We start from the raw sequence: 19,595 nt of genomic DNA, 5'->3' as shown, positions 1-19,595 counted from the left end.
CACTATGATATGCTGCTTGTCCATTTTTCGAGGTCATAAGTTACCCATATAATACCATAATAATTGACTAGGTTAAAAATTTTCTCCTGCTCCCTATCTCATTACCACTCCGCTGCCCCCTTAATGATATGGATATTTTGTAAAGGGAAAGCCCTTACTCCATGATAACTTCACATCCCCTTAACTCTTGGTTTACATATGTCCGTTATACTGACTAAGTCAACCCCTGCAATCATGGGGGCCAAACAAACATCCGGTATTTACACCATGAGCCAAGTGAAAACCGTAAGGAGTGAACACGCAATGAGTCTGTTAAAACAAGACCTCGGGTTGCCGTCACCCACAGAAGCAAATGCGCGGCAGCACCTGACCAAGGCTCAAAGCCTCCGCAATTTGCGGTTCAGAGAGAATCTGCTCGCCTGCTTGTTTCTCGCCCCGTCTCTTCTGCTGTTCGGCATCTTTCTTTTTTATCCATTGGTTAAATCCGTATATTTAAGTCTGCATTTGACTGACCCGCGAGGACGTATTGCCGCTTACGTAGGGCTCGAAAACTTTCAGGAATTATTTCTATCTGAGAAGTTCTATCAAAGCTTGAAAGTGACTTTATCCTTCACTCTGCTGACTGTGCCTACCTGCATCCTCATAGCACTATTGCTGGCTGCCTTGACCCATAACAAGCTTCGTGGCATGCGCGCTTTTCAATTCATTTTCTCCTTGCCCATTGCCATTTCCGTTGGAACCGGCTCCGTCATCTGGATGATGCTGTATCACCCGAGTGTAGGAATTTTAAATTATTTTCTAAGCCTCGTCGGTATCCAGCCTATCGGATGGTTGACGGACCCTGCATGGGCGTTGGTCTCCATATCCATCATGACCGTCTGGATGAATCTCGGCTTCAATTACATTGTGCTGCTGAGCGGACTTCAGGGGGTGTCTGAAGATATCTATGATAGTGCCAAAATCGACGGATCCGGTCCTGTACGCACCTTCGTCCAGCTGACACTGCCCCTGGTATCGCCAACACTATTCTTTGTTTTCATTGTATCGGTGATCGGTGCATTCCAATCATTCGGGCAAATCCACATCTTGACGCGAGGCGGCCCCATGAATACGACGGATGTAGTCGTGTACAACATTTATCAGGATGCATTCATTAACTTCCGCTTCGGTATCGGGAGCGCTCAGGCGCTCGTGCTGTTCGCAATCATCCTGGTTCTGACCCTTCTTCAGTTCAAAGTTTTTGAAAAGAAGGTGCATTATCAATGACCTCACGTTTGCAAAATACGACCATTTACATCGTTCTCGGGATTGCCGCTGCGCTGATGCTGTATCCCATATTATTTACCTTCTCCGCTACCTTCATGACGCAGGCCGAATCATCATCCTATCCTCCTAAGCTGATTCCTGGAGGGCTGTATTGGGAGAACCTTCTGCAGGTGGCGAAGCTTGTCCCGATCTTCAAATTCATTACGAACAGCTTCATGATCTCGACTGCCATTATGATAGGACAAATATTAACGGCAAGCTTGGCCGCTTATGCGTTTGCTTTTTTAAGATTCACTGGTAAAACGGTACTGTTCGCCCTGTTCCTCTCCACCATGATGATCCCTTGGGAAGTCACTATGATTCCGAACTATTTAACCATTAAAAGCTGGGGTTGGCTGGATAGCTACGAAGGACTGATCATCCCTTTCCTTGCTTCCGCTTTTGGAACCTTCCTGCTTCGCCAATTCTTCCTTCAATTACCGAGTGAATTGTTCGAGGCAGCGAAAATAGATGGATGCGGACATATTCGGAGCTTTTTCCGACTGGTGCTGCCATTGTCCCGACCGGCTTTAGCCACACTTGGGGTGTATTCCTTCCTGACTCATTGGAATATGTACCTGTGGCCATTGCTCATCACTAATGGAGAAAAGATGCGCACCGTACAGATCGGCATCAGCATGCTGCAATTCGAGGAAATGACCTCGTGGAATCTCGTACTGGCTGGAGTTACTTTAGTGCTGCTGCCCTCCTTACTGCTGCTCGCGCTTGGAATCAAGCAGCTTGTCCGCGGCATTACTGCGGGTGCAGTCAAAGGCTGACCGGCTGCACTGAGATTATTATGCGCCGGTAGGCTTAGGCGCTCTATATAGATTTACTCAACTACAAATTAAAGGGAGCGAACCTTACAAATGAAAAGCACCACTTTGAAAAGAATCAATATCAAGAGCCTGATCACGTTGTGTATGGCGGTTATGATGGTGCTTTTGGCAGCATGCGGCAATACCGGAAACCAGCCTGCAGCGAGCAGTGGAAACAAAGATGCAGCAGCACCTGCACCAACAACTAGCAGTAAGGGGCCGGTAAAGGTCATTTGGTGGCATTCGATGAGCGGTGAGCTCGGCAAAGCAATCGACAAGCTGGTTACCGACTATAACGCATCCCAGAAAAATGTTATTGTAGAAGCGGTTTTCCAAGGAACCTACGATGAAAGCTTGAACAAAATGAAGGCATCCATGGATTCCAAAAGCGGCCCTGCGCTCATTCAAGTATTCGAAATCGGCAGCCGTTTCATGATCGATTCCAAGGCAATTACTCCTATGCAAAAATTTATTGACCAAGATAAATACGATCTGACCCAGCTTGAAGAAAACATTCTTAACTACTATAGAATTGACGGCAAGCTGAACGCGATGCCTTTCAATACGTCCAATCCAATCCTTTATTACAACAAAGATATGTTTAAAGCAGCAGGCCTTGATCCGGAAAAACCTCCAGCAACCTACGAAGAAGTTGCCAAAGCAGCTAAAGCATTGACCAAAGACGGTAAATCCGGCGCTTCCTTCGCCATTTACGGCTGGTTTATGGAGCAGTTCTTCGCTAACCAAGGTGCAGAATTACTGAATAACGGCAACGGCCGCAAAGGTCTGGCTACCGAGTCCATGATTAACAGCGATGCAGGCGTGAAAACTCTTGCTTGGTGGAAGCAAATGGTTGATGATAAATCCGCATTGAACCTGGGACGCAAAACTGATGATACAAAAAAAGCATTTATCGCAGGCCAAGTTGCTATGACGCTTGATTCCACGGGTTCCCTTCGCGGTATCGTAGACGGCGCGCAAGGTAAATTCCAAGTAGGTACCGGCTTCCTTCCGAAGCCATCCGATGCTAAAGACGGCGGCGTTATTGTCGGCGGCGCAAGCTTGTACATCTTGAACAACCGTACCGATGATGAGCAAAAAGCGGCTTGGGACTTCATTAAATTCCTGGGAGAACCTAAGCAGCAAGCTTACTGGCACGTAAATACCGGCTACTTCCCGATTACGAAAAAAGCGTATGACGAGCAAACCGTAAAAGACAACCTGCTTAAATATCCGCAATTGAAAACAGCTGTTGATCAACTGCATTCTACAAAAGCTAACACGGCTACCCAAGGCGCAGTAATGGGCGTATTCCCTGAGGCACGCCAGCTGACCGAAGGTGCAATTGAAGAAGTGCTGAACGGTAAAAAGCAGCCGAAAGAAGCTTTGGACGCTGCCGCAAAAGAAATTTCCGGCAAATTGGGCACTTACAACAAGACGGTAAAATAAGTCGGTCTTGTCGACCAGCCTGACTGAAGAAGCCTCCAAATCCACGGTAGAGTGGAAGCTGGAGGCTTCTTTTATTACCTATAAACCAGAAAAAAGGCCGGCACAGGAGTACCCATGCCGGCCCCGACAGGAAACGGGGATTCACAATTTTTCACATAAGTCCGTATGACGTTAACTGTTACAGCGTATAACCGAATAATCGTAATCCGTCTCGCAAGGGATTCATTATCCAATAAGTGTATTTGTTTGTATCCGACAAACAACAAACGGTTTCCCCACTTTCCCGCCGCCGGATTCTCACCGGCTTCCTACCTGCAAACAGAACGATTGCAGACACGAAGCCAGGGAGAATTATCCTGACTATCGTACCGCTATCCCATATAAGCAGAAGCGTCAAAATCTATGTAATGCAGATGGTTGGATTGCTCAATTAAAGAGGACAGCTTCGTCACTTCACGTTCCTTCTTCAAGGACTCGTTGCGGTATGATTCCGGATCATATAGGGCTACTGTGAATAAGCTTGTAGCACCCTCGCCAAATCCTGAACGCTGCGTTTGACGCTCTAGTTTTTTACGGTTGCCTAACGACCCCAGCTACTGAATTTCTATTCGCGTTTGCTTGGCTAATTCGATGGCTTCCAATATAGTAATCGGCTGACCATCCCAAACAATAGTGCGTTCAATGTTGGCCTTAGCCAGCAATACATCAATTTTACGGAAATCGGCGTTAACGGCTTCAATCTCGCGGGTGAGAACATCCACGGACCGTGCCGGTATCTCAGCTGTCTCTCCTTTTTCTATGATCGATGTACTGTTCATATTTCTTTCGTGAAACAGCTGGTGTAATTTCCGGCCAATAGCTGCCCTTACGGATAAAGCCTCAGCCATCGTGATTTGTACTGTACTCATTGAAATGTAACCTCCTTTGTCATGCCATGTTATTAGACGCGGCTGGAAAGAAAAGGTTGCACTTAGGAATGTTGCTGAATTAACTGACTATCCAAATTCACTGGTTTGTCAATTTAATTACGTCTAGCAAGCTGATCTTGTGTTTCGTCTTCTCGTGATAGAGCCATTGATCTTGAGCATGATCGATAAACAGTACGCCGTTTAAATGGTCGATTTCATGCTGGATACATCTTGCAAGAAATCCGTTCCCCTCCATCTCAAAGGACTCGCCTTGTCTATTAAGGCTTGTTATTTTGACGTAGTCGGCCCTCATCACATTCCCATAATACCCCGGATAGGACAAGCAAGCCTCAGGTCCGAGCTGCTCCCCGCTAGCTGCAATAATCTGAGGATTAATTAACTCAATTAAACCATCACCACAATCCATAACGATAATTCTTCTAAGGATTCCAACTTGAGGCGCTGCAAGTCCGGCACGTCCGTCTGTCGCGTACAACGTTTCGGTCATATCCTCCAGCAGTTTGATTGTCTTCGAAGTAATGACATCAACGGGCTTAGCCGTTTTACGTAATATCGGCTCACCAAACGGAACGATATCTTTGACACTCATAGTTATGCACCCTCCGCTTCCTTCGGTGATGTGTATACCCATAGCTCGCCTGGAGAACAATTTAATGCTGTACATAATGCATCCAATGTATCTGCCTTCATCTGCTTCGGCTGGCTGGTTAACAATGCGCTAATTGATGGAGCGGATAGTCTATAATCGGCCCTTTCCTTAAGTAGACGAGCCAGAGCCGCGCCTGACCATATTCCTCTCTCCGCCATCACTTTTCTTAACATCCATTCAAGCAATTTTCACAACTCCTTACCTCAAAAAATATTAGTTATTACCTAATTTTATTAGGTATTTCCTTAATTTATTAGTTAATACCAAATATATCATAGAAGCTGAATCGACTCAATTGGTGGTGACAAACGATAATGAAGTCTTGGGCATACATGTCACCGTTTATCATTTTATGCTATAATTCGCTGATATAACTCTTATTGGAGGATCTTGAATATGAAAATATATGTCGTAATAGCACTTAGGGGAGAACAGATGGACAATGTTTTTGTCAGTACAGAGGAAGAAAAGGTGCTGGCATTAACGCCCTCAGACTTTGATGAATGTGATGCGCTCTTTCTGGAAGTGTGGGAAGACGATGCCAAGATTGACGATTATAGGCTCCAGTAAGCTGGAAAGCTAAGGATACTTCCTTCTCAGGCTCGACCTACGAATAGAGTGGGTACAAATGCAAAGACCGTCACGAAACTCGTGACGGTCTTTGTGGCAGACGGATCAACACACTACAATAAGCTTATTCTTGGCTGCTACAGAACCTTCAGCTCTCTAGCCCGCTGCAGCACCTGTAATCTGCTGTTGACGTCAAGCTTTTTATAAATATTTTTCATATGCATCTTGATTGTATTAGGTTTCACATTAAGCAGCTCAGCCATTTGCTTATTTACCCATCCTTGCTCAACCATTTTCAAAATTCTCGTTTCCTGCTCAGTCAATAGAACCATGGGCATCATTGTATCATCTGCATGAATATTTACCATTTGCAGCAGCCTCTTAATATAAATAAGCGATACCGTAGTCGAATTACGGATAAAGCTATGCTGCCGCATATGCAAGTATTGAGATAGCAGCTTGGCAATCACCGCCCCCTCGTCAATAAAGCTGCGCAGATATCCTTGTGGCTCTGCCAGAAGCAGAGCTGCCTCCAGCTTCAACAGCGAAGCTGGCGTATCCCCCTGTTTGTAAAGCACTACGCTTTGTACGATCAGCACCCGGATTTTATCATGAAGCCGCTCTCCATCCACTAAGCGGTACAGCCGGTCGAGCAGCCCCAAAGCTTCAGAACCCTGACTGTTTGCCGCGAGTGCCTTACTCAAATGAATATACATACTGATTTGATTCATTGGTATAGGATCCGTGCTCTTCAATCCGCAGGTATGCATCCAAGCCAAAGTATTATTTGTAAATCCTTCCAGTAGCGATAGTGAAGCCTTTTCTGAATCCAGCATCATCATAAAAGCCTGCTTATCCGGTGAGTTAATCCTGAGCTTCGCTTGTTCTAACAGCTCGAACGCTCTGATCGTATTGCCTTTAGCACGGCTAATCCTTGCTGCGGTAATGGAAGCCTGAACCAATATTCGTCCGTAGGGCTCCATCTGCTTTTGCTTAAGTACCCGCTCTACATATATTTCTGCTTCCTCCAACCGGTTCCACTCATACATCACCTCACCATATGCTCGATAGAAGTACCCGACGAATGGATAATGTTTCTTTTGCTCCCACACCTTGATCCACTTCAGAAAATAAGTAGCCCCTTCATGAAGATCTTCAATAAAAGCTAACAGAGTTTCATAGTCGGTGTCTTGGAACGTATTGCCTGAAATCATTTGCAAATAGCTGCCATTGGGCGCACGACGCTCGAACTCCTCAAGACATTCCGATGCTCGCTTGATATCTTTATGATACATAGCAATTTCACTTGTTATAAGCAAAAGGGAATCCGCCCACGGTTGCCACACAGGGTCAGTTAACTTATTTTGCAGCGCTAGCAGCTTGGCTTCAGCCAAGTCCAACTCCCCTGTATCCGCCAATATTTTAATATTGAAGCATTGAATACCGGGCATCATCTCCAGGTGAGCCTCAGGCAGCATATTTACCCATCGGAGCAGCAGCGCCCTCTTCAATCGAAGATCAAATAAGCTCCTCTCAATCAAGGATGCGGCTTCATCGTAATGATGGCCCGCAAGATAGTGCTCTACAGCCTCTTCCATTAACCCGTTCTCTTTCAGCCACCTGGCCGCATTCGCGTGTACCTCTGCCCACCGCTCCGGAAACTTGTGACGCAGCTGCTGCTGCAAGAAATCAGCAAATAAATGGTGATATCGATACCACTCCCTCCGCTCATCCAAAGGAATGACGAACAATTGCAGTCTCTCCATCCTGTCCAATCGTTCCTGACCATTTCCCAAACCTGTAACCGTTTCACATAATGAATGATTCATCCGGTTCAATATTGAGGTAGTTAATAAAAAGCTTTGGATCTCTTCGGGCTGCTGCTCAAAGAGCTCTTCTAGCAGATAAGTGGAAATATCCCGATGCCGCCCGCTAAATTCTTTAATAATCATCGAGGGATCTTCACTGCTTTTCACAGAAAGCGCTGCCAGATGCAGTCCGCTGATCCAGCCTTCCGTGCAACGAACGAGCTCGAATATCTCTTCCTCGGACAACAACAGCCCCATACAATTATGAAGGTAGCGCGCACCCTCATCCAATCGAAATTTCAAATTCTGAACGGCAATTTTTTTAAGCTCGCCTTTGGCCCGCAATCTTGCTACAGGAAAAGGAAGCTCAGAACGACTCGCTATATAAAGATGGATATTTGAGGGCAAATGCTCAAGCAAATACTCCAGTGAGGTATGAATAGAGGCAAGCTCGATCAGATGGAAATCATCAAGGATAAGTACCATATCGTCGGAAATATGGGCAAATCCATTCTGAAGCTCCACCAGGAAAGGCCCAAACACCCCTGAGATCAGCCCATCCAAATGCGAAGCCAGCTTGCCGCTTAAATTTGAATATACACGCTCGACAGCTGCAAGCACATAGCTCCAAAATTGAACAAGATCGTTATCATGGCGATCCAAGGAAACCCATACGGCAGGACATCCGCATTGCTGCACCCACTCGACCAAAGCTGTTGTTTTGCCATAACCTGCCGGAGCCGTCAGAACGGTCAGCTTGGCTTTTAATCCCTCATTAAGAGACTTAATGAGTAAAGGACGTTCAATAAGTAATTCATTTCTTGTATGAGGAATATGCAACTTTGTACCGAGAATCGACATTTAACACCTCTGCCCAAAAACGTATTATTATAACCAATTTCCTAATATGTATAACTCATCGGTACTATCATGCAAGTATTAAATAGGCTGGATTCTTTCGCCCTATTTTCGCGAAGATCCAGCCTATTTCCTCGTTATCTATTTATTTATAAATTGCAAATATTGAAGCATTCTTTCTAGCATCAAGGTTGCTTGAGCACGAGTAGCATTTTCATGCGGAGCAAATGTCGTATCTGTCATCCCCTGAATAACGCCGGCTGCGATTGATTTGGCAACTGCATCCTTCGACCAATCAGAAATATCGGCTCGATCCGTAAACTTATTGATAACTGTACTATCCGATGATACTTCTTTACCGGCAAATTGGAATGCTCTTATAATCATGGTTACCATTTGTTCACGTGTAATCTTGGCATTAGGTTGGAAGGTTCCATCCTCAAAACCGGCAATCAATTGGGCCGCTTTAGCAGCTCCTACCGCGCCAGAAAACCAATTCGCTGCGGTAACATCAGTAAAGCCGGTCGCCTTTACTTCTTCTACAGCCAATGAGCGTACGAGCAGCGCAGCAAATTCAGCTCGAGTGATATTATTATCAGGAGCAAACTTATCGTTCTCTATACCGTTAACAATAAGCTTGCTTGCCAGCAATTCGATATCATTCTTGGCCCAGTGACCGCTAATATCGGAAAATGTTTTTGGATTGTCAATAATGGTATAAATACTGTTTCCTTTGCGGAATAACGTTGCATTCACCCCAGTAAATAACGTCGGCACAGGACTGAAAGTACCATTTGCCTCGTTGTACATAACTCCTGTCGCAGTTTTTGCATTAACAGTTGATTGCACAGGGATCGAACGTTCTACATAACGGGTAAAGGAATTGATTGGTTTGCTTGTGCCGTCACTTGCAACAATGGAAACTGTAAAGTCCACAGGCACGCTCAATACTTGCCAGCCTTGCTTTGAAGCCGTTGAATTAACAGCAGCAGCTTTGTCAGCTTGGAGCTTATCCATTGAGATAGCAATCTTTACATCGCTCGCCGAAACGCCTTGCTCTCGAGCTATAGAGGCAACATCCAGCTGTTTGATAGGTAGGTTGTATGCACCAATACTTGTCTGTACTTGCAGCACTACATCCTCATTTTTAGAAGCAAGCAAACTCAACACCTGCGTAGTTAATTCCGTTTTCACTGTATTACCAGTTTCTTTTACATCCAGTACTAACACTTTCGATGCTGAGGTAGCCGAAGATGACATAAGCTCCGTCAGCTTCGAAGAATCAAAGGTTACCGTTACAACCCCATTCGATAATGACTCTTTGATCGCAGCGGTCAAATTTACGGTTCCGGCCGAATTATCTGTTGGTTGGCTTGTAGTCGGGGGGATGTAGACTCCGCCGCCACCGCCGCCACCACGGCTGCCTCCGGTTTCATTTGAACTCGGATTGTTAACGGTTATATTCTTAAGTGCAAACTCCCCGCTCGCTCCTCCATACCCTGCGATGATTGTCATTGTCCCCGTTTTATTGGAGGGTAATGTAAAATCAAAGCTGTATTGTCCATTATTGTCTTTGCCATATATCGCGTCCACATGAATAACATAACCGGTGCTATCCACCATTTTGAACGTAATGTCTTTGCCCGCAGGTGAGCTTCCTGTAATATGCAGCTGGCTTCCAACAACATAAGATGTATTGGTGGTGGAAATGGTAACTGGTGTAGTTGCTGCATAGGCAGAAGCTATGAATGCAGTTGGTGCGATTGGAGTTAGGCTTGCAGCTAGTAGTCCCAGAATGACTCCGGGTATAAGCGATTTTTTCATCACTTGAATGATCATCCCTTCTTATTTGGAAATTGAGGATGATGGAAGAATCCCCTCCATCATCCTCACTCCATTATTCAATCTTCATTGAAACCATTTGACTCAGCAGCTGTGAGCCGGTTGTACCGGTAATGTTATCGAAGAGATACGCCTTCACTGTATAATCCGTCAGAGAACCTGTAATGTTATCGAATGATTGGTTAACCACTGTATTGCCGACTATGTCCTGCTGGGATGCTATCAGTTGTACCGGCACTTGTGAATTGCCCGTTCCCTTTAAAAGCTCGAATATAATGACTTCGGTCCCTGCATGATCTTTTACCGGCTGTATCGTGATACTTACAGTAAGGTTTCCAATTCCACCGGAGCTCATTTTGCTGGAAGCTATTGCGAAATGCCTTCCATCAAAAATACCGCTAAGTGCCAAGGTGTCCATACTTTCGATAGAGGTGCCTAACGCATTTTTCAAGCCGGATACGGTAATGCTATCCCCTATTTGAATGGTTGAACCTGTGACATCCGTTACCGTGATGGTAAGAGTCTTGCCATTGTCGCTCCATTTGCCGTTGTAGGCAGCCCCCAAAACCTTCGGATTTGCCGTTGTTCCGAATTTGACGAATTGATTCACCGCTTCAGCATTTAACAGCTCTCCGCTTTGGTTCGTAGGCATATCAAACGTGATGGTCAGAATATCGTTCTTACTGATTGCCGATGTAGTTTTACTTATGTCAGCGCTTGATGCCACAATACTAAACACCTTTGGAATGTTCGCTTGTCCGAAAGAGCCTCCGATTACGTACGTGCCGGTTACTTTGACCGTCATCGTTACATCGGTAATGTTTAAGGAATCTAATGTAATGGTGCCATTATCCTTCAATATAGGGTTAAGACCCAGTTTCCCTAATGTGATTTCCAATGTTCTTGGATTTAACCATTTCCCAACTGCGTTCGCTCCCAAGATGCTGGACAAGCTCGAAACATCCAGAATACCTCCGCTTACCCCGTTCGTATTCGAAGCAAACGTAATCGTGATCTTATCTCCTTCTCCAGCTCCTGGATTAGCTCCATCGTTGGAGGCATTCACGCTGATAACAGCAGGAGCTGCCGTGGTTCCAAACGTACCCATCGGTATGAGAGATACGGTTGCCAGCTCCTTGAAGCCGGAAATATCCTTGATTCCGCTGCCTGCTGCAATAGTGACGGTATCTCCGTCTTTAATGGTAGCACCGGCACCAAGAGTTATAGTCAACTCGGAGTTATTGGAGTTCCAATTTATTTTAGAACTATCCAAGGCCCCTAAAGAATGACCGTTGCTTACACTAATTTTCGTATAATCAAACGCAGTATGATTCACCGCCGTACTGAATCTGAAAATTAGTTTATCACCTTCCACTTTGGCCGTACCGTCATCAATGATATCGATTCGACTCAATACCGGTTCCACAATCGTACCGAAGGTACCCGTCAAGGTTTGAATGGCCGCTGCTCCGGTCAGATATGCAATATGATTGCTGTCCATCAGGTTAAGCTTCGATAGATCTATTGTATCTCCGGTCTGTACGGTTGCGTCTGAGTATATGGTTATCGTGAGCACAGTTCCGGAACTCCATGCAGCTTCTGCCTTTGCACCGAGTGTATGGTTATTGGAAACGATAATTTTAGATACATCGACTGGGTTGATTTTATCCATTTCAGTACCAAATAATAATTCGATAGTTCCCAATATGTTGGCTGCAGAATCTCGTTTGTTACTTGTAGCCAAAGCATTGTTATATTTCGGAAGGATAGCAGGCATGAAGCTTCCGCCAAGTGTAATACTCGCAGGATTCAAAGGTGCCGTATCTGTTGCATCCTTGATTCCAAGGTTAGTTAGATTAAGGATATTTCCGATTTGCAGGTTCGCATACACAGCTCCGGATACGGACCCCGAGTAGGTTGCTAGGGAAACCGTCAATACCCGATTATTATTCGACCATTGGAAGGTGGCATAATCCCCTATAGTACTATAGGTACTGCCGGTAACAGTAATCAAATTTTTCGTGTTTGTTGTCCCTGAAAGTGGTAACTTTCCATTAGTAGGAGAATTGAATGTAATTATGATGTCATCGCCTGCTACAGTATTCAAATGATTACGATCTACGGCTATCGCAGACACGACTTCCGGTGCTACCGCTGTACCGAAGCTACCTTTGAGAGCTGGTAATGAAAGGCCATTCGCCAACAGTTGAGTTCCGCTTGCTGCATCATAAATACCGCCAACAATTGAAATTGAACTGGAGTTCGAAATTCCAATTCCCGTTCCACCCAAGGTAATAGTCAGAATAGTTTTATTTGTCTGATCTAAAACATAGGATGCGTTGCTACCGAATTTCCCTGTTGCACTATCCACCAATATGTTGTTTAAAGTAAAGTTCTTTAATTGCACTGGTGTATCGAAAATGATCTGCAGCTTGTCTCCTGGTGCAACTAGAGCCGTACCATCGCTATCAATTGCGTTAATAGCAGCAACATTCGGAGCAGTCGCTACCCCAAAATCTCCGGTTATAGAAATATTGGATTGAGCCGCCAAAGGAGCTTGATTCGTTGCATCAGAGATTCCGCTCACTGCTAACACACTGATCTTATCACTGACAGTTATTGTTGGATTATTACCCAATACAATTATTAGATGTGTATTGTTAGCACTCCATGAAAACGTTGGAGTTGTACCTAAATCATGGGAGTTGCCTACGATTACTTTGGACCAATCGATATTGCCACCATTCGTTGGTGTGTCAAAAATGATCTGCAGCTGATCCCCTGCTCCTACAGTCGGTTTTCCGTCTCCATTGATTGCATTGATCGCCTTAATGACCGGTGCTACCGCTATACCGAAGCTGCCTCCGATTAAGCTAGTCTGCGCAACCAGCTCTTTCGTGCTTGTTGCTTCATCTTTAATGCCACTGCCTGCTGCAATAGTTACTGTATCCGTCGACGCGATATTTGCTCCAGTACCGAGTGTAATCGTCAAGCGCAGTTTATCGCTGCTCCAGCTTTGTAATACCCCGCTCGTACCCAACGTATGGCCGCCGGTAAAGCTCAGCTTGGTCAAGTCTACGACTGCTCCATTTGACGGTGAATCCAAAGTAAGAACTAATTTGTCTCCAGCTCCTACCGTTGGTAGACCATCACCGTTCAACGCCGTAATTTTCGTTACTATCGGCGCAACCGCAACGCCGAAGCTGCCTCCAATGGTAAGTGCCGGTGTTCCAGACATAGCCACTTGGTTCGTTGCATCGAAGATGCCACTTCCGCTTCCAATTGTCAGTTTATCCATAGTTGTAACGACCGCATTAGCACCCAAGGTAATAGTCAGACGATACTTGTCTGTGCTCCAGCTTGATGTTGATGAAGTACCCAGCGTATGACCATTGTCAAGCACGAACTTCGTCAAATCTGCCATTCCCCCGTTGGTCGGTGTATCGAATACAACCACCAACTGGTCTCCAGCTCCTACTGTAGGGTTGCCATCACCATTTGCTGCGTACACACTTGTTACATTCGGGGCTACTGCAACACCGAAGCTGCCTAAGATGCTAATTCCGCTTATTGCAGCTACTTCCTTTGTGCCTGATGCCCCGTCTACAATACCACTGCCTGCTGCAATAGTTACTTTATCCGTCGTCACCATATTTGTTCCTGTACCGAGCGTAATCGTCAAGCGCAGTTTATCGCTGCTCCAGCTTTGGGTCACACCGCTCGTACCCAAAATATGTCCACCAGTAAAGCTTAGTTTGGTCAAATCTACGACTGCCCCATTCGATGGTGAATCCAGTGTCAGAACTAATTGATCGCCAGGACCAACCGTCGGCTTGCCATCTCCATTCAATGCCGTAATGTTCGTGATTATTGGCGCAACAGCTACACCAAAGCTTCCAGTGATGGCAATATCATTGCGCGCAACCAACTCAACCTGATTCGTTGCATCCTTGATCAGGCTTGATGCCAGCACACTAATCGAATCATTCGTTGTTATGGTAGGATTGTTGCCTAATACGATGGTCAAATGAGTATTATTAGCACTCCATGAATGCGTTGGAGTTAAACCAAAATTATTAGAGTTGCCTACGATGATTTTGGACCAATCGATATTGCCACCATTCGTCGGCGTATCAAAGATGATCTGCAGCTGATCCCCTGCTCCTACAGTCGGTTTTCCATCTCCATTAATCGCATTGATCGCCGTTATCACCGGTGCGACCGCTGTACCGAAGCTGCCTCCGATAATACTGTTCTGTGTAACCAACTCTTTCGTGCCTGTTGCTTCATCTTTAATGCCGCTTCCTGCCGCAATAGTTACCGTATCTGTCGTCGCGATATTTGCTCCAATACCGAGCGTAATGGTCAAACGCAAGTTATCAAGGCTCCAGGCTGAAGTTGCCCCAGTTCCTAACGTATGGCCGCCAGTAAAGCTCAATGCAGACAAATTAACAGAAGCTCCATTCGATGGAGAATCCAATGTAAGAACTAATTTGTCACCCACTCCTACGGTCGGCAGACCATCACCGTTCGTTGCTGTAATATTCGTCACTATCGGTGCAACCGCTACGCCAAAGCTGCCGCCGATGCTCAATGCCGCTGTTCCAGGCAGCGCCGCTTGATTTGTTGCATCGAAAATTCCGCTCTCGCTACCAATTGTCAGTTTATCCGCGGTTGTGATGGTAGCTCCAGCTCCCAACGTAATTGTCAGGCGAAGCTTATCCGCACTCCAGCTTGATGTTGGTAAGGTTAGTAAATCACCCAGAATATGGCCATTGTTGATGGAAAATTTCGTTAAATCTACAGAACCCCCATTGGTCGGTGTATCGAATACAACCACCAGCTGATCTCCAGCTCCTACCGTCGGTTTGCCATCACCATTCGCTGCGTACACGTTTGTTACATTTGGTGCCACCGCTACGCCAAAGCTGATGCCGATTGCCTGATTGGAGACAGGTGAAATTTCGATCGTCCCTGTTACATCAAAAATTTTATTGGATGCAGCTATGTTTACTTTATCCGTCATTTGAATAGTTGGGTTATTGCCAAACACAATTTGCAAACGAGTATCAAATCCATTAATTGGGTCTAACCAATGAAAAGTCGGTGAAGCTCCAAAAGGATTCGTACGTGTTATAGCTCCCGTACTATCTGTTATCAAAATTTTCGTAGGATCGAACGTTGAATGGTCAACCGGTACATTAAATACAAATTCAAGCGTATCGCCAGCAGCTATATTTGCAGTTCCATCGCCATTCGTAGCAAACACATTACTTAATTGAGGCTGAACGATTTGCCCAAATGTCCCTGTAATGGTGCTAGAACCGCTCATGCTTGCAAGCTCACCGCTGACATCCTTAATTGCTGCGCCAGCACCAATCGTTATTGTATCTCCAACAACAATGGTTGCTCCAGTTCCTAGTGTAATGATCAAGGACTGCCCGTCTAAGCTCCACGCAGCGGTTGCACCTGTTCCGAACGTGTGCCCTGCGCTTAAACTGATATTACTCAGAATGCTTGTTGTCGAAGGCTTGTCCGTTACAGCCGTAAAGTAAACGGTAACCTTATCCCCCTGATTAGCACCGCCGTTACCTGTATCATTGGTTGCAACGATACTATCAATAGCAGGGAGAACTCCAAATCCGAAAGTACCGCCAATTACTGCGGTAATCTGCGGGATGCCCCCTTCGCTACCCACATTCTTTAATGCATTAGCTGCGATAACCACGCTATCGCCTTTCTTCACATCAATGCCTGTTCCAGCCAGATGAATCGTCATTTCTTTTCCGGTATTATCCCAGCTTACGGTTGCCGTTGAACCAAAGCTTCCAGTTCCTCCCGCAGCTTTGCTCAAACTTACCGTCGATCCCAAATTAGCTGTCCCAATGGCTTGGTTCGTAGGCGTGTCGAAATAAACCGTAATCGTATCTGTGGCCTCTGCTGCTATACCGCCTGCGACATTCGCTGCATCAACACCTGTTGCTGCAAGGCCTCCCCCTGCATTAATAGCTGGAACTTTGCTACCAAAGCTGCTTGCAATCACTGTATCTAATGGTCCGCTTAACGCCACACTCTCTAACGATGGGTCCTGTATGCCTTCGCCCGTTGTGTCATACGTAATGGTATCGTTTTGGACAATGGTCGCATCAGTACCTAATGTTACACGCAATTTCCCATTCGCTTGCCATACCGCGCTCGCACCTGCCGCAGCCGTGCCAATTGTATGCCCATTATTCAACGTAATTTTGGCAAGTGTGGCAGTGCCGCTCTTTTTGTTGATTGGCTGGTTGAAGGTAAGGTCAACGCTTTGACCGCCTTGTCGATATGTCGTATTGTCATATGTCGTAATAGTCATAGCCGTAATAGCCGTTGGCAGTGTCCCTTGACCGAAGGATGGTGCGATTGCCATCGGAGTGCTCGATCCGATTGCTGCGCCTTCTCCGCCAATGTTCTTCAATGTCAATTGCGAGTAGTCAATCGTCACTTGATAATCTGACGTTGCATACACATCGGCCGTTGTTCCCAATTTAATTTCCAAGGTTTTGTCGTCCGTCCAACTCACCGTGGAGTTACCCCAAGTTCCATGGCTTAATCCAAATGCACCTAATGGCGGAGTTGCTTTATCAGTTGGGATATCAAAGACAATTCGTACAGTATCATTCTCATGAGGCCCCACATCGCTCGCTGTATTATCTGCGGTTATGCTGGACACAATTGGAACTTGCGAGCCAAAGCTACCTGTTATGGTTTGCTGAATCGATGCAGGGGCAGCTGTTTCCCCGGAATAATCCGTTAAATTTTCACCTGTTGTATCATAGGTAATCACCTTACCCACAACAACTGTCGCATTTGTACCTAGTGTTACACGAAGTGTTGATGAATTCTGCCAAACAGCACTTCCGCCTGTACCCAGAGTAGCGCCGTTCACCGATAAGTTGCTGAACTCAGCCAAGTCTCCATTCTTTTTATTCGTTGGAGCATTGAAGACCACATCAAAGTACTTTCCATCGTGACGGTACGTTGTATTATTATAGGCCGGTACAGCCGAAGTCATCGCCAAAGTTGTGGTTCCAAATGAACCGCTGTCTATCAGATGAGAGGTCGAACTAATGGCACTTGCATTCGCAGCGTCTCTGAGACCCGCGCCCGCTGCAATAGTTACCAAATCACCCTTAAACAACACAGCATCAGCATCCAACGTTACGACTAATGTGCTGCTGTCAGTCCATGAAACAGTCGGGGCGGTTCCAAATGTTCTACCAGTTGGGAGCTCCACGAAGGTCGACACATTGCTGTCAGTGATTATCTTATTCGTTGCTGTATCAAACACAATCGTAAGAGTATCCCCTGACCCAGCACCATTCTCAATATCCACTCCGTCTTCAGCGGCCGTAATACTTGAAATTGCCGGAATGCGTAAATTTGCATACGAATTTGTTACCGTTTGGGGGTTACCACCCACGTTCTTAGCATCCTCATAATCCACAGTCATGTTGACGTTATAGGCAGAAACAAACAATTCAGGCAGTGCTGCAGCCCCATTTGTTGCCGTTCGAACTGGCTTGAATTTCCCTTTAAATACACCCGTATTTACATCTGTTTCAGTTACAGTCAAATTAAAGCCTATTGGATCGCTAGCGGAGTAAACATGAAGCTCCGCCGTCTCCATCGCCAGTGCATCTGTATTCAAATCCGTATCATTCAAGGTTACTTCGATGATCTCTTGACCACCTGTATTAGTTCGATCAATCGTCACAACTCCCGTCATCGTATCCTTACGCTGCAAGGAAGCTGTCACAGGTTGGTTAGTTGAATTATTCGCCGTGATCGCATCCGTATAGGTAACCGCAACCGTAGCTCCGTTAACAGCATCTATAAGACCTCCGGAGCTTGTACCTATGCTGAATGTACCCGTGAACACACCCGTATCGGCCGCTTCGGTCAGATTCAAATTGACTCCTGTCGGATTGATAGGCGATGTGACTAGGACCGTGATCGTTTCCCCTAAAGCGAGGTTGTCCTTAAAATCAGCATCATCAACCGTAACTGTAATCGTTTCTCCAACAGCAGCCACGCTCTTATCCACCGAAACCGTACCGCTGACATGATCTTTGCGAGTAGTCGACTGAGTCAATAAAGCGACAGCGCCCGTTCCATCTCTAAGATCATTGTAAGTAACCACGGCCGCATTTGCGTTCGTAACCTTAATTTTGGAAAGTCCTGCATCTGTTGCATCCTGCATAGTAAAGGTACCGCTGAATACGCCACTATTGATTCCTGTTTCTGTAAGCGTCAGATCAAATCCTGCCGTGTCATCAGGGGAGCTGACCTTCACCTTCGCTATCTCAGTAGCATTAGCATCGAGATTCAAATCATTATCCGTTAAGGTCACAGTTACAGCTTCATTGTATGCAGCTTTTGCCGGAGTGATCGTCAGTGTTGAGGATGAGAATTCTTTGCGAACTAACCGTTTAGTTATTAGACCTGGAAAGTTGTCTGCTTTCTTATCGTCCATATATTCGATATAGATCGGTGCGTTGTTAAGAGGACTAATATCCTGTCCTACCTTGAAAGTGCCTATGAACACGTTAGAGTTCAAGCCATTTTCAGTCAAAGCAATCGTCTGGCCCGATGTGCCTGCGTTCAGAGTCAAGTTAACTGTTTTCGTCTGGCTCGATGCTTTATCTGTATTCAGGTCATCATCCGTTAATTCAACTCTTACTACCTGACCATCATATACAACATCACCGATTGGAGCCTGCGATGAATTATCGAAGGTTTGAAACACGCCTGTTACATGATCACGTCGCTCGATAATTTGTAAGGCCGGACTCAGCAGATCAGCCCCAAAGACACCCGGATCGAGGACTGTAACTGTCCCGCCCACTGCCACTTTAATTTCATTAGGCCCACTTGGAATGGCAGCTGGGTCTATTAATTTCAGACTAGTTTCGAAAATTCCTGAATTAGCCGTTGTTTCAGTCAAAGTCACATAAATCGGATTGCCTGTGTCATCATTGGATACTACCGCCAGCTGTGTTGTCTCTATACTGCCGGCGTTCTTATTGAAGTAGGTTCCGGCATCCGTAACTGTAATTTTCACGGATTCTCCTGCAGCTGCAAAATGCTTGTCCACTGCCAAAGTCCCTGTCGTTGCCGCATAAGCCGTCTGAGTTTGCATCATTGGCAGAATGGATCCCAACAATACCGCAGAACTGGTTATAACACTGGCTGCCTTTTTCTTCTTATCAATGCTCGTTTCCCGTCTTTGTTTAATATCCTTTAAGCGAGATTGATTCATATCTTCTTGATCATTCACAAATTGATCTTTATCCGACATAGCAGTTAGTTCCTCCTAAAAAATATT

General features: G+C 45.7%; 10 protein-coding genes. 4 read left to right on the top strand and 6 right to left on the bottom strand.

Annotated elements, in window-relative coordinates; all coding sequences use genetic code 11:
* Positions 1 to 303 precede the first annotated feature (303 nt).
* From NV381_RS30290 to NV381_RS30280, 3 genes are all read left to right on the top strand, one after another.
* Positions 304 to 1,266 (top strand): carbohydrate ABC transporter permease, encoded by a 963-nt coding sequence (locus tag NV381_RS30290; RefSeq protein ID WP_258217051.1) that lies wholly within the window; start codon positions 304 to 306, stop codon positions 1,264 to 1,266.
* Positions 1,263 to 2,084, top strand: a complete 822-nt coding sequence (locus NV381_RS30285; protein ID WP_258217050.1) for a carbohydrate ABC transporter permease — start codon at positions 1,263 to 1,265, stop codon at positions 2,082 to 2,084. The genes NV381_RS30290 and NV381_RS30285 overlap by 4 nt, the downstream gene beginning before the upstream one ends.
* 90 nt (positions 2,085 to 2,174) lie before the next feature.
* Positions 2,175 to 3,572, top strand: coding sequence for an ABC transporter substrate-binding protein (locus NV381_RS30280; RefSeq protein ID WP_258217049.1), 1,398 nt, complete (start codon positions 2,175 to 2,177; stop codon positions 3,570 to 3,572).
* Positions 3,573 to 4,165: 593 nt separating this feature from the next.
* On the opposite strand, the gene NV381_RS30275 is transcribed toward NV381_RS30280, so the two are convergent.
* The 3 genes from NV381_RS30275 to NV381_RS30265 all read right to left on the bottom strand — a co-directional run bounded on the left by NV381_RS30275 (position 4,166) and on the right by NV381_RS30265 (position 5,335).
* Positions 4,166 to 4,480 (bottom strand): hypothetical protein, encoded by a 315-nt coding sequence (locus NV381_RS30275; RefSeq protein WP_258217048.1) that lies wholly within the window; start codon positions 4,478 to 4,480, stop codon positions 4,166 to 4,168.
* A gap of 97 nt (positions 4,481 to 4,577) precedes the next feature.
* Positions 4,578 to 5,090, bottom strand: a complete 513-nt coding sequence (gene def, locus NV381_RS30270) for a peptide deformylase (protein ID WP_258217047.1) — start codon at positions 5,088 to 5,090, stop codon at positions 4,578 to 4,580.
* Between the two features lie 2 nt (positions 5,091 to 5,092).
* Positions 5,093 to 5,335 carry a helix-turn-helix domain-containing protein gene (locus NV381_RS30265; RefSeq protein ID WP_258217046.1) on the bottom strand — a complete coding sequence of 81 codons (243 nt, stop codon included), beginning with the start codon at positions 5,333 to 5,335 and terminating at the stop codon, positions 5,093 to 5,095.
* A 211-nt stretch (positions 5,336 to 5,546) separates the two neighbouring features.
* Between NV381_RS30265 and NV381_RS30260 the strand changes: the two genes are divergently transcribed.
* The gene (locus tag NV381_RS30260; protein WP_258217045.1) at positions 5,547 to 5,720 is read left to right on the top strand and encodes a hypothetical protein; all 174 of its coding nucleotides are present in this window, start codon (positions 5,547 to 5,549) and stop codon (positions 5,718 to 5,720) included.
* Positions 5,721 to 5,857: 137 nt separating this feature from the next.
* On the opposite strand, the gene NV381_RS30255 is transcribed toward NV381_RS30260, so the two are convergent.
* The 3 genes from NV381_RS30255 to NV381_RS30245 all read right to left on the bottom strand — a co-directional run bounded on the left by NV381_RS30255 (position 5,858) and on the right by NV381_RS30245 (position 19,568).
* Positions 5,858 to 8,389: a LuxR C-terminal-related transcriptional regulator gene (locus NV381_RS30255; RefSeq protein ID WP_258217044.1), complete on the bottom strand. Its 2,532-nt coding sequence runs from the start codon at positions 8,387 to 8,389 to the stop codon at positions 5,858 to 5,860.
* 138 nt (positions 8,390 to 8,527) lie between these two features.
* Complete coding sequence (locus NV381_RS30250; protein WP_258217084.1) at positions 8,528 to 10,210, bottom strand: S-layer homology domain-containing protein; 1,683 nt, start codon at positions 10,208 to 10,210, stop codon at positions 8,528 to 8,530.
* A 73-nt stretch (positions 10,211 to 10,283) separates the two neighbouring features.
* A complete protein-coding gene (locus tag NV381_RS30245; RefSeq protein ID WP_258217043.1) occupies positions 10,284 to 19,568 on the bottom strand; it encodes a hypothetical protein in 9,285 nt (3,094 codons plus the stop codon).
* Positions 19,569 to 19,595: the final 27 nt, after the last annotated feature.

The organism is Paenibacillus radicis (ex Xue et al. 2023), assembly GCF_024722015.1.
Classification (GTDB): Bacteria; Bacillota; Bacilli; order Paenibacillales; family NBRC-103111; genus Paenibacillus_S.
Note: the sequence above shows the minus strand (reverse complement) of the source record. Positions and strands in the feature narration are given on the sequence as shown.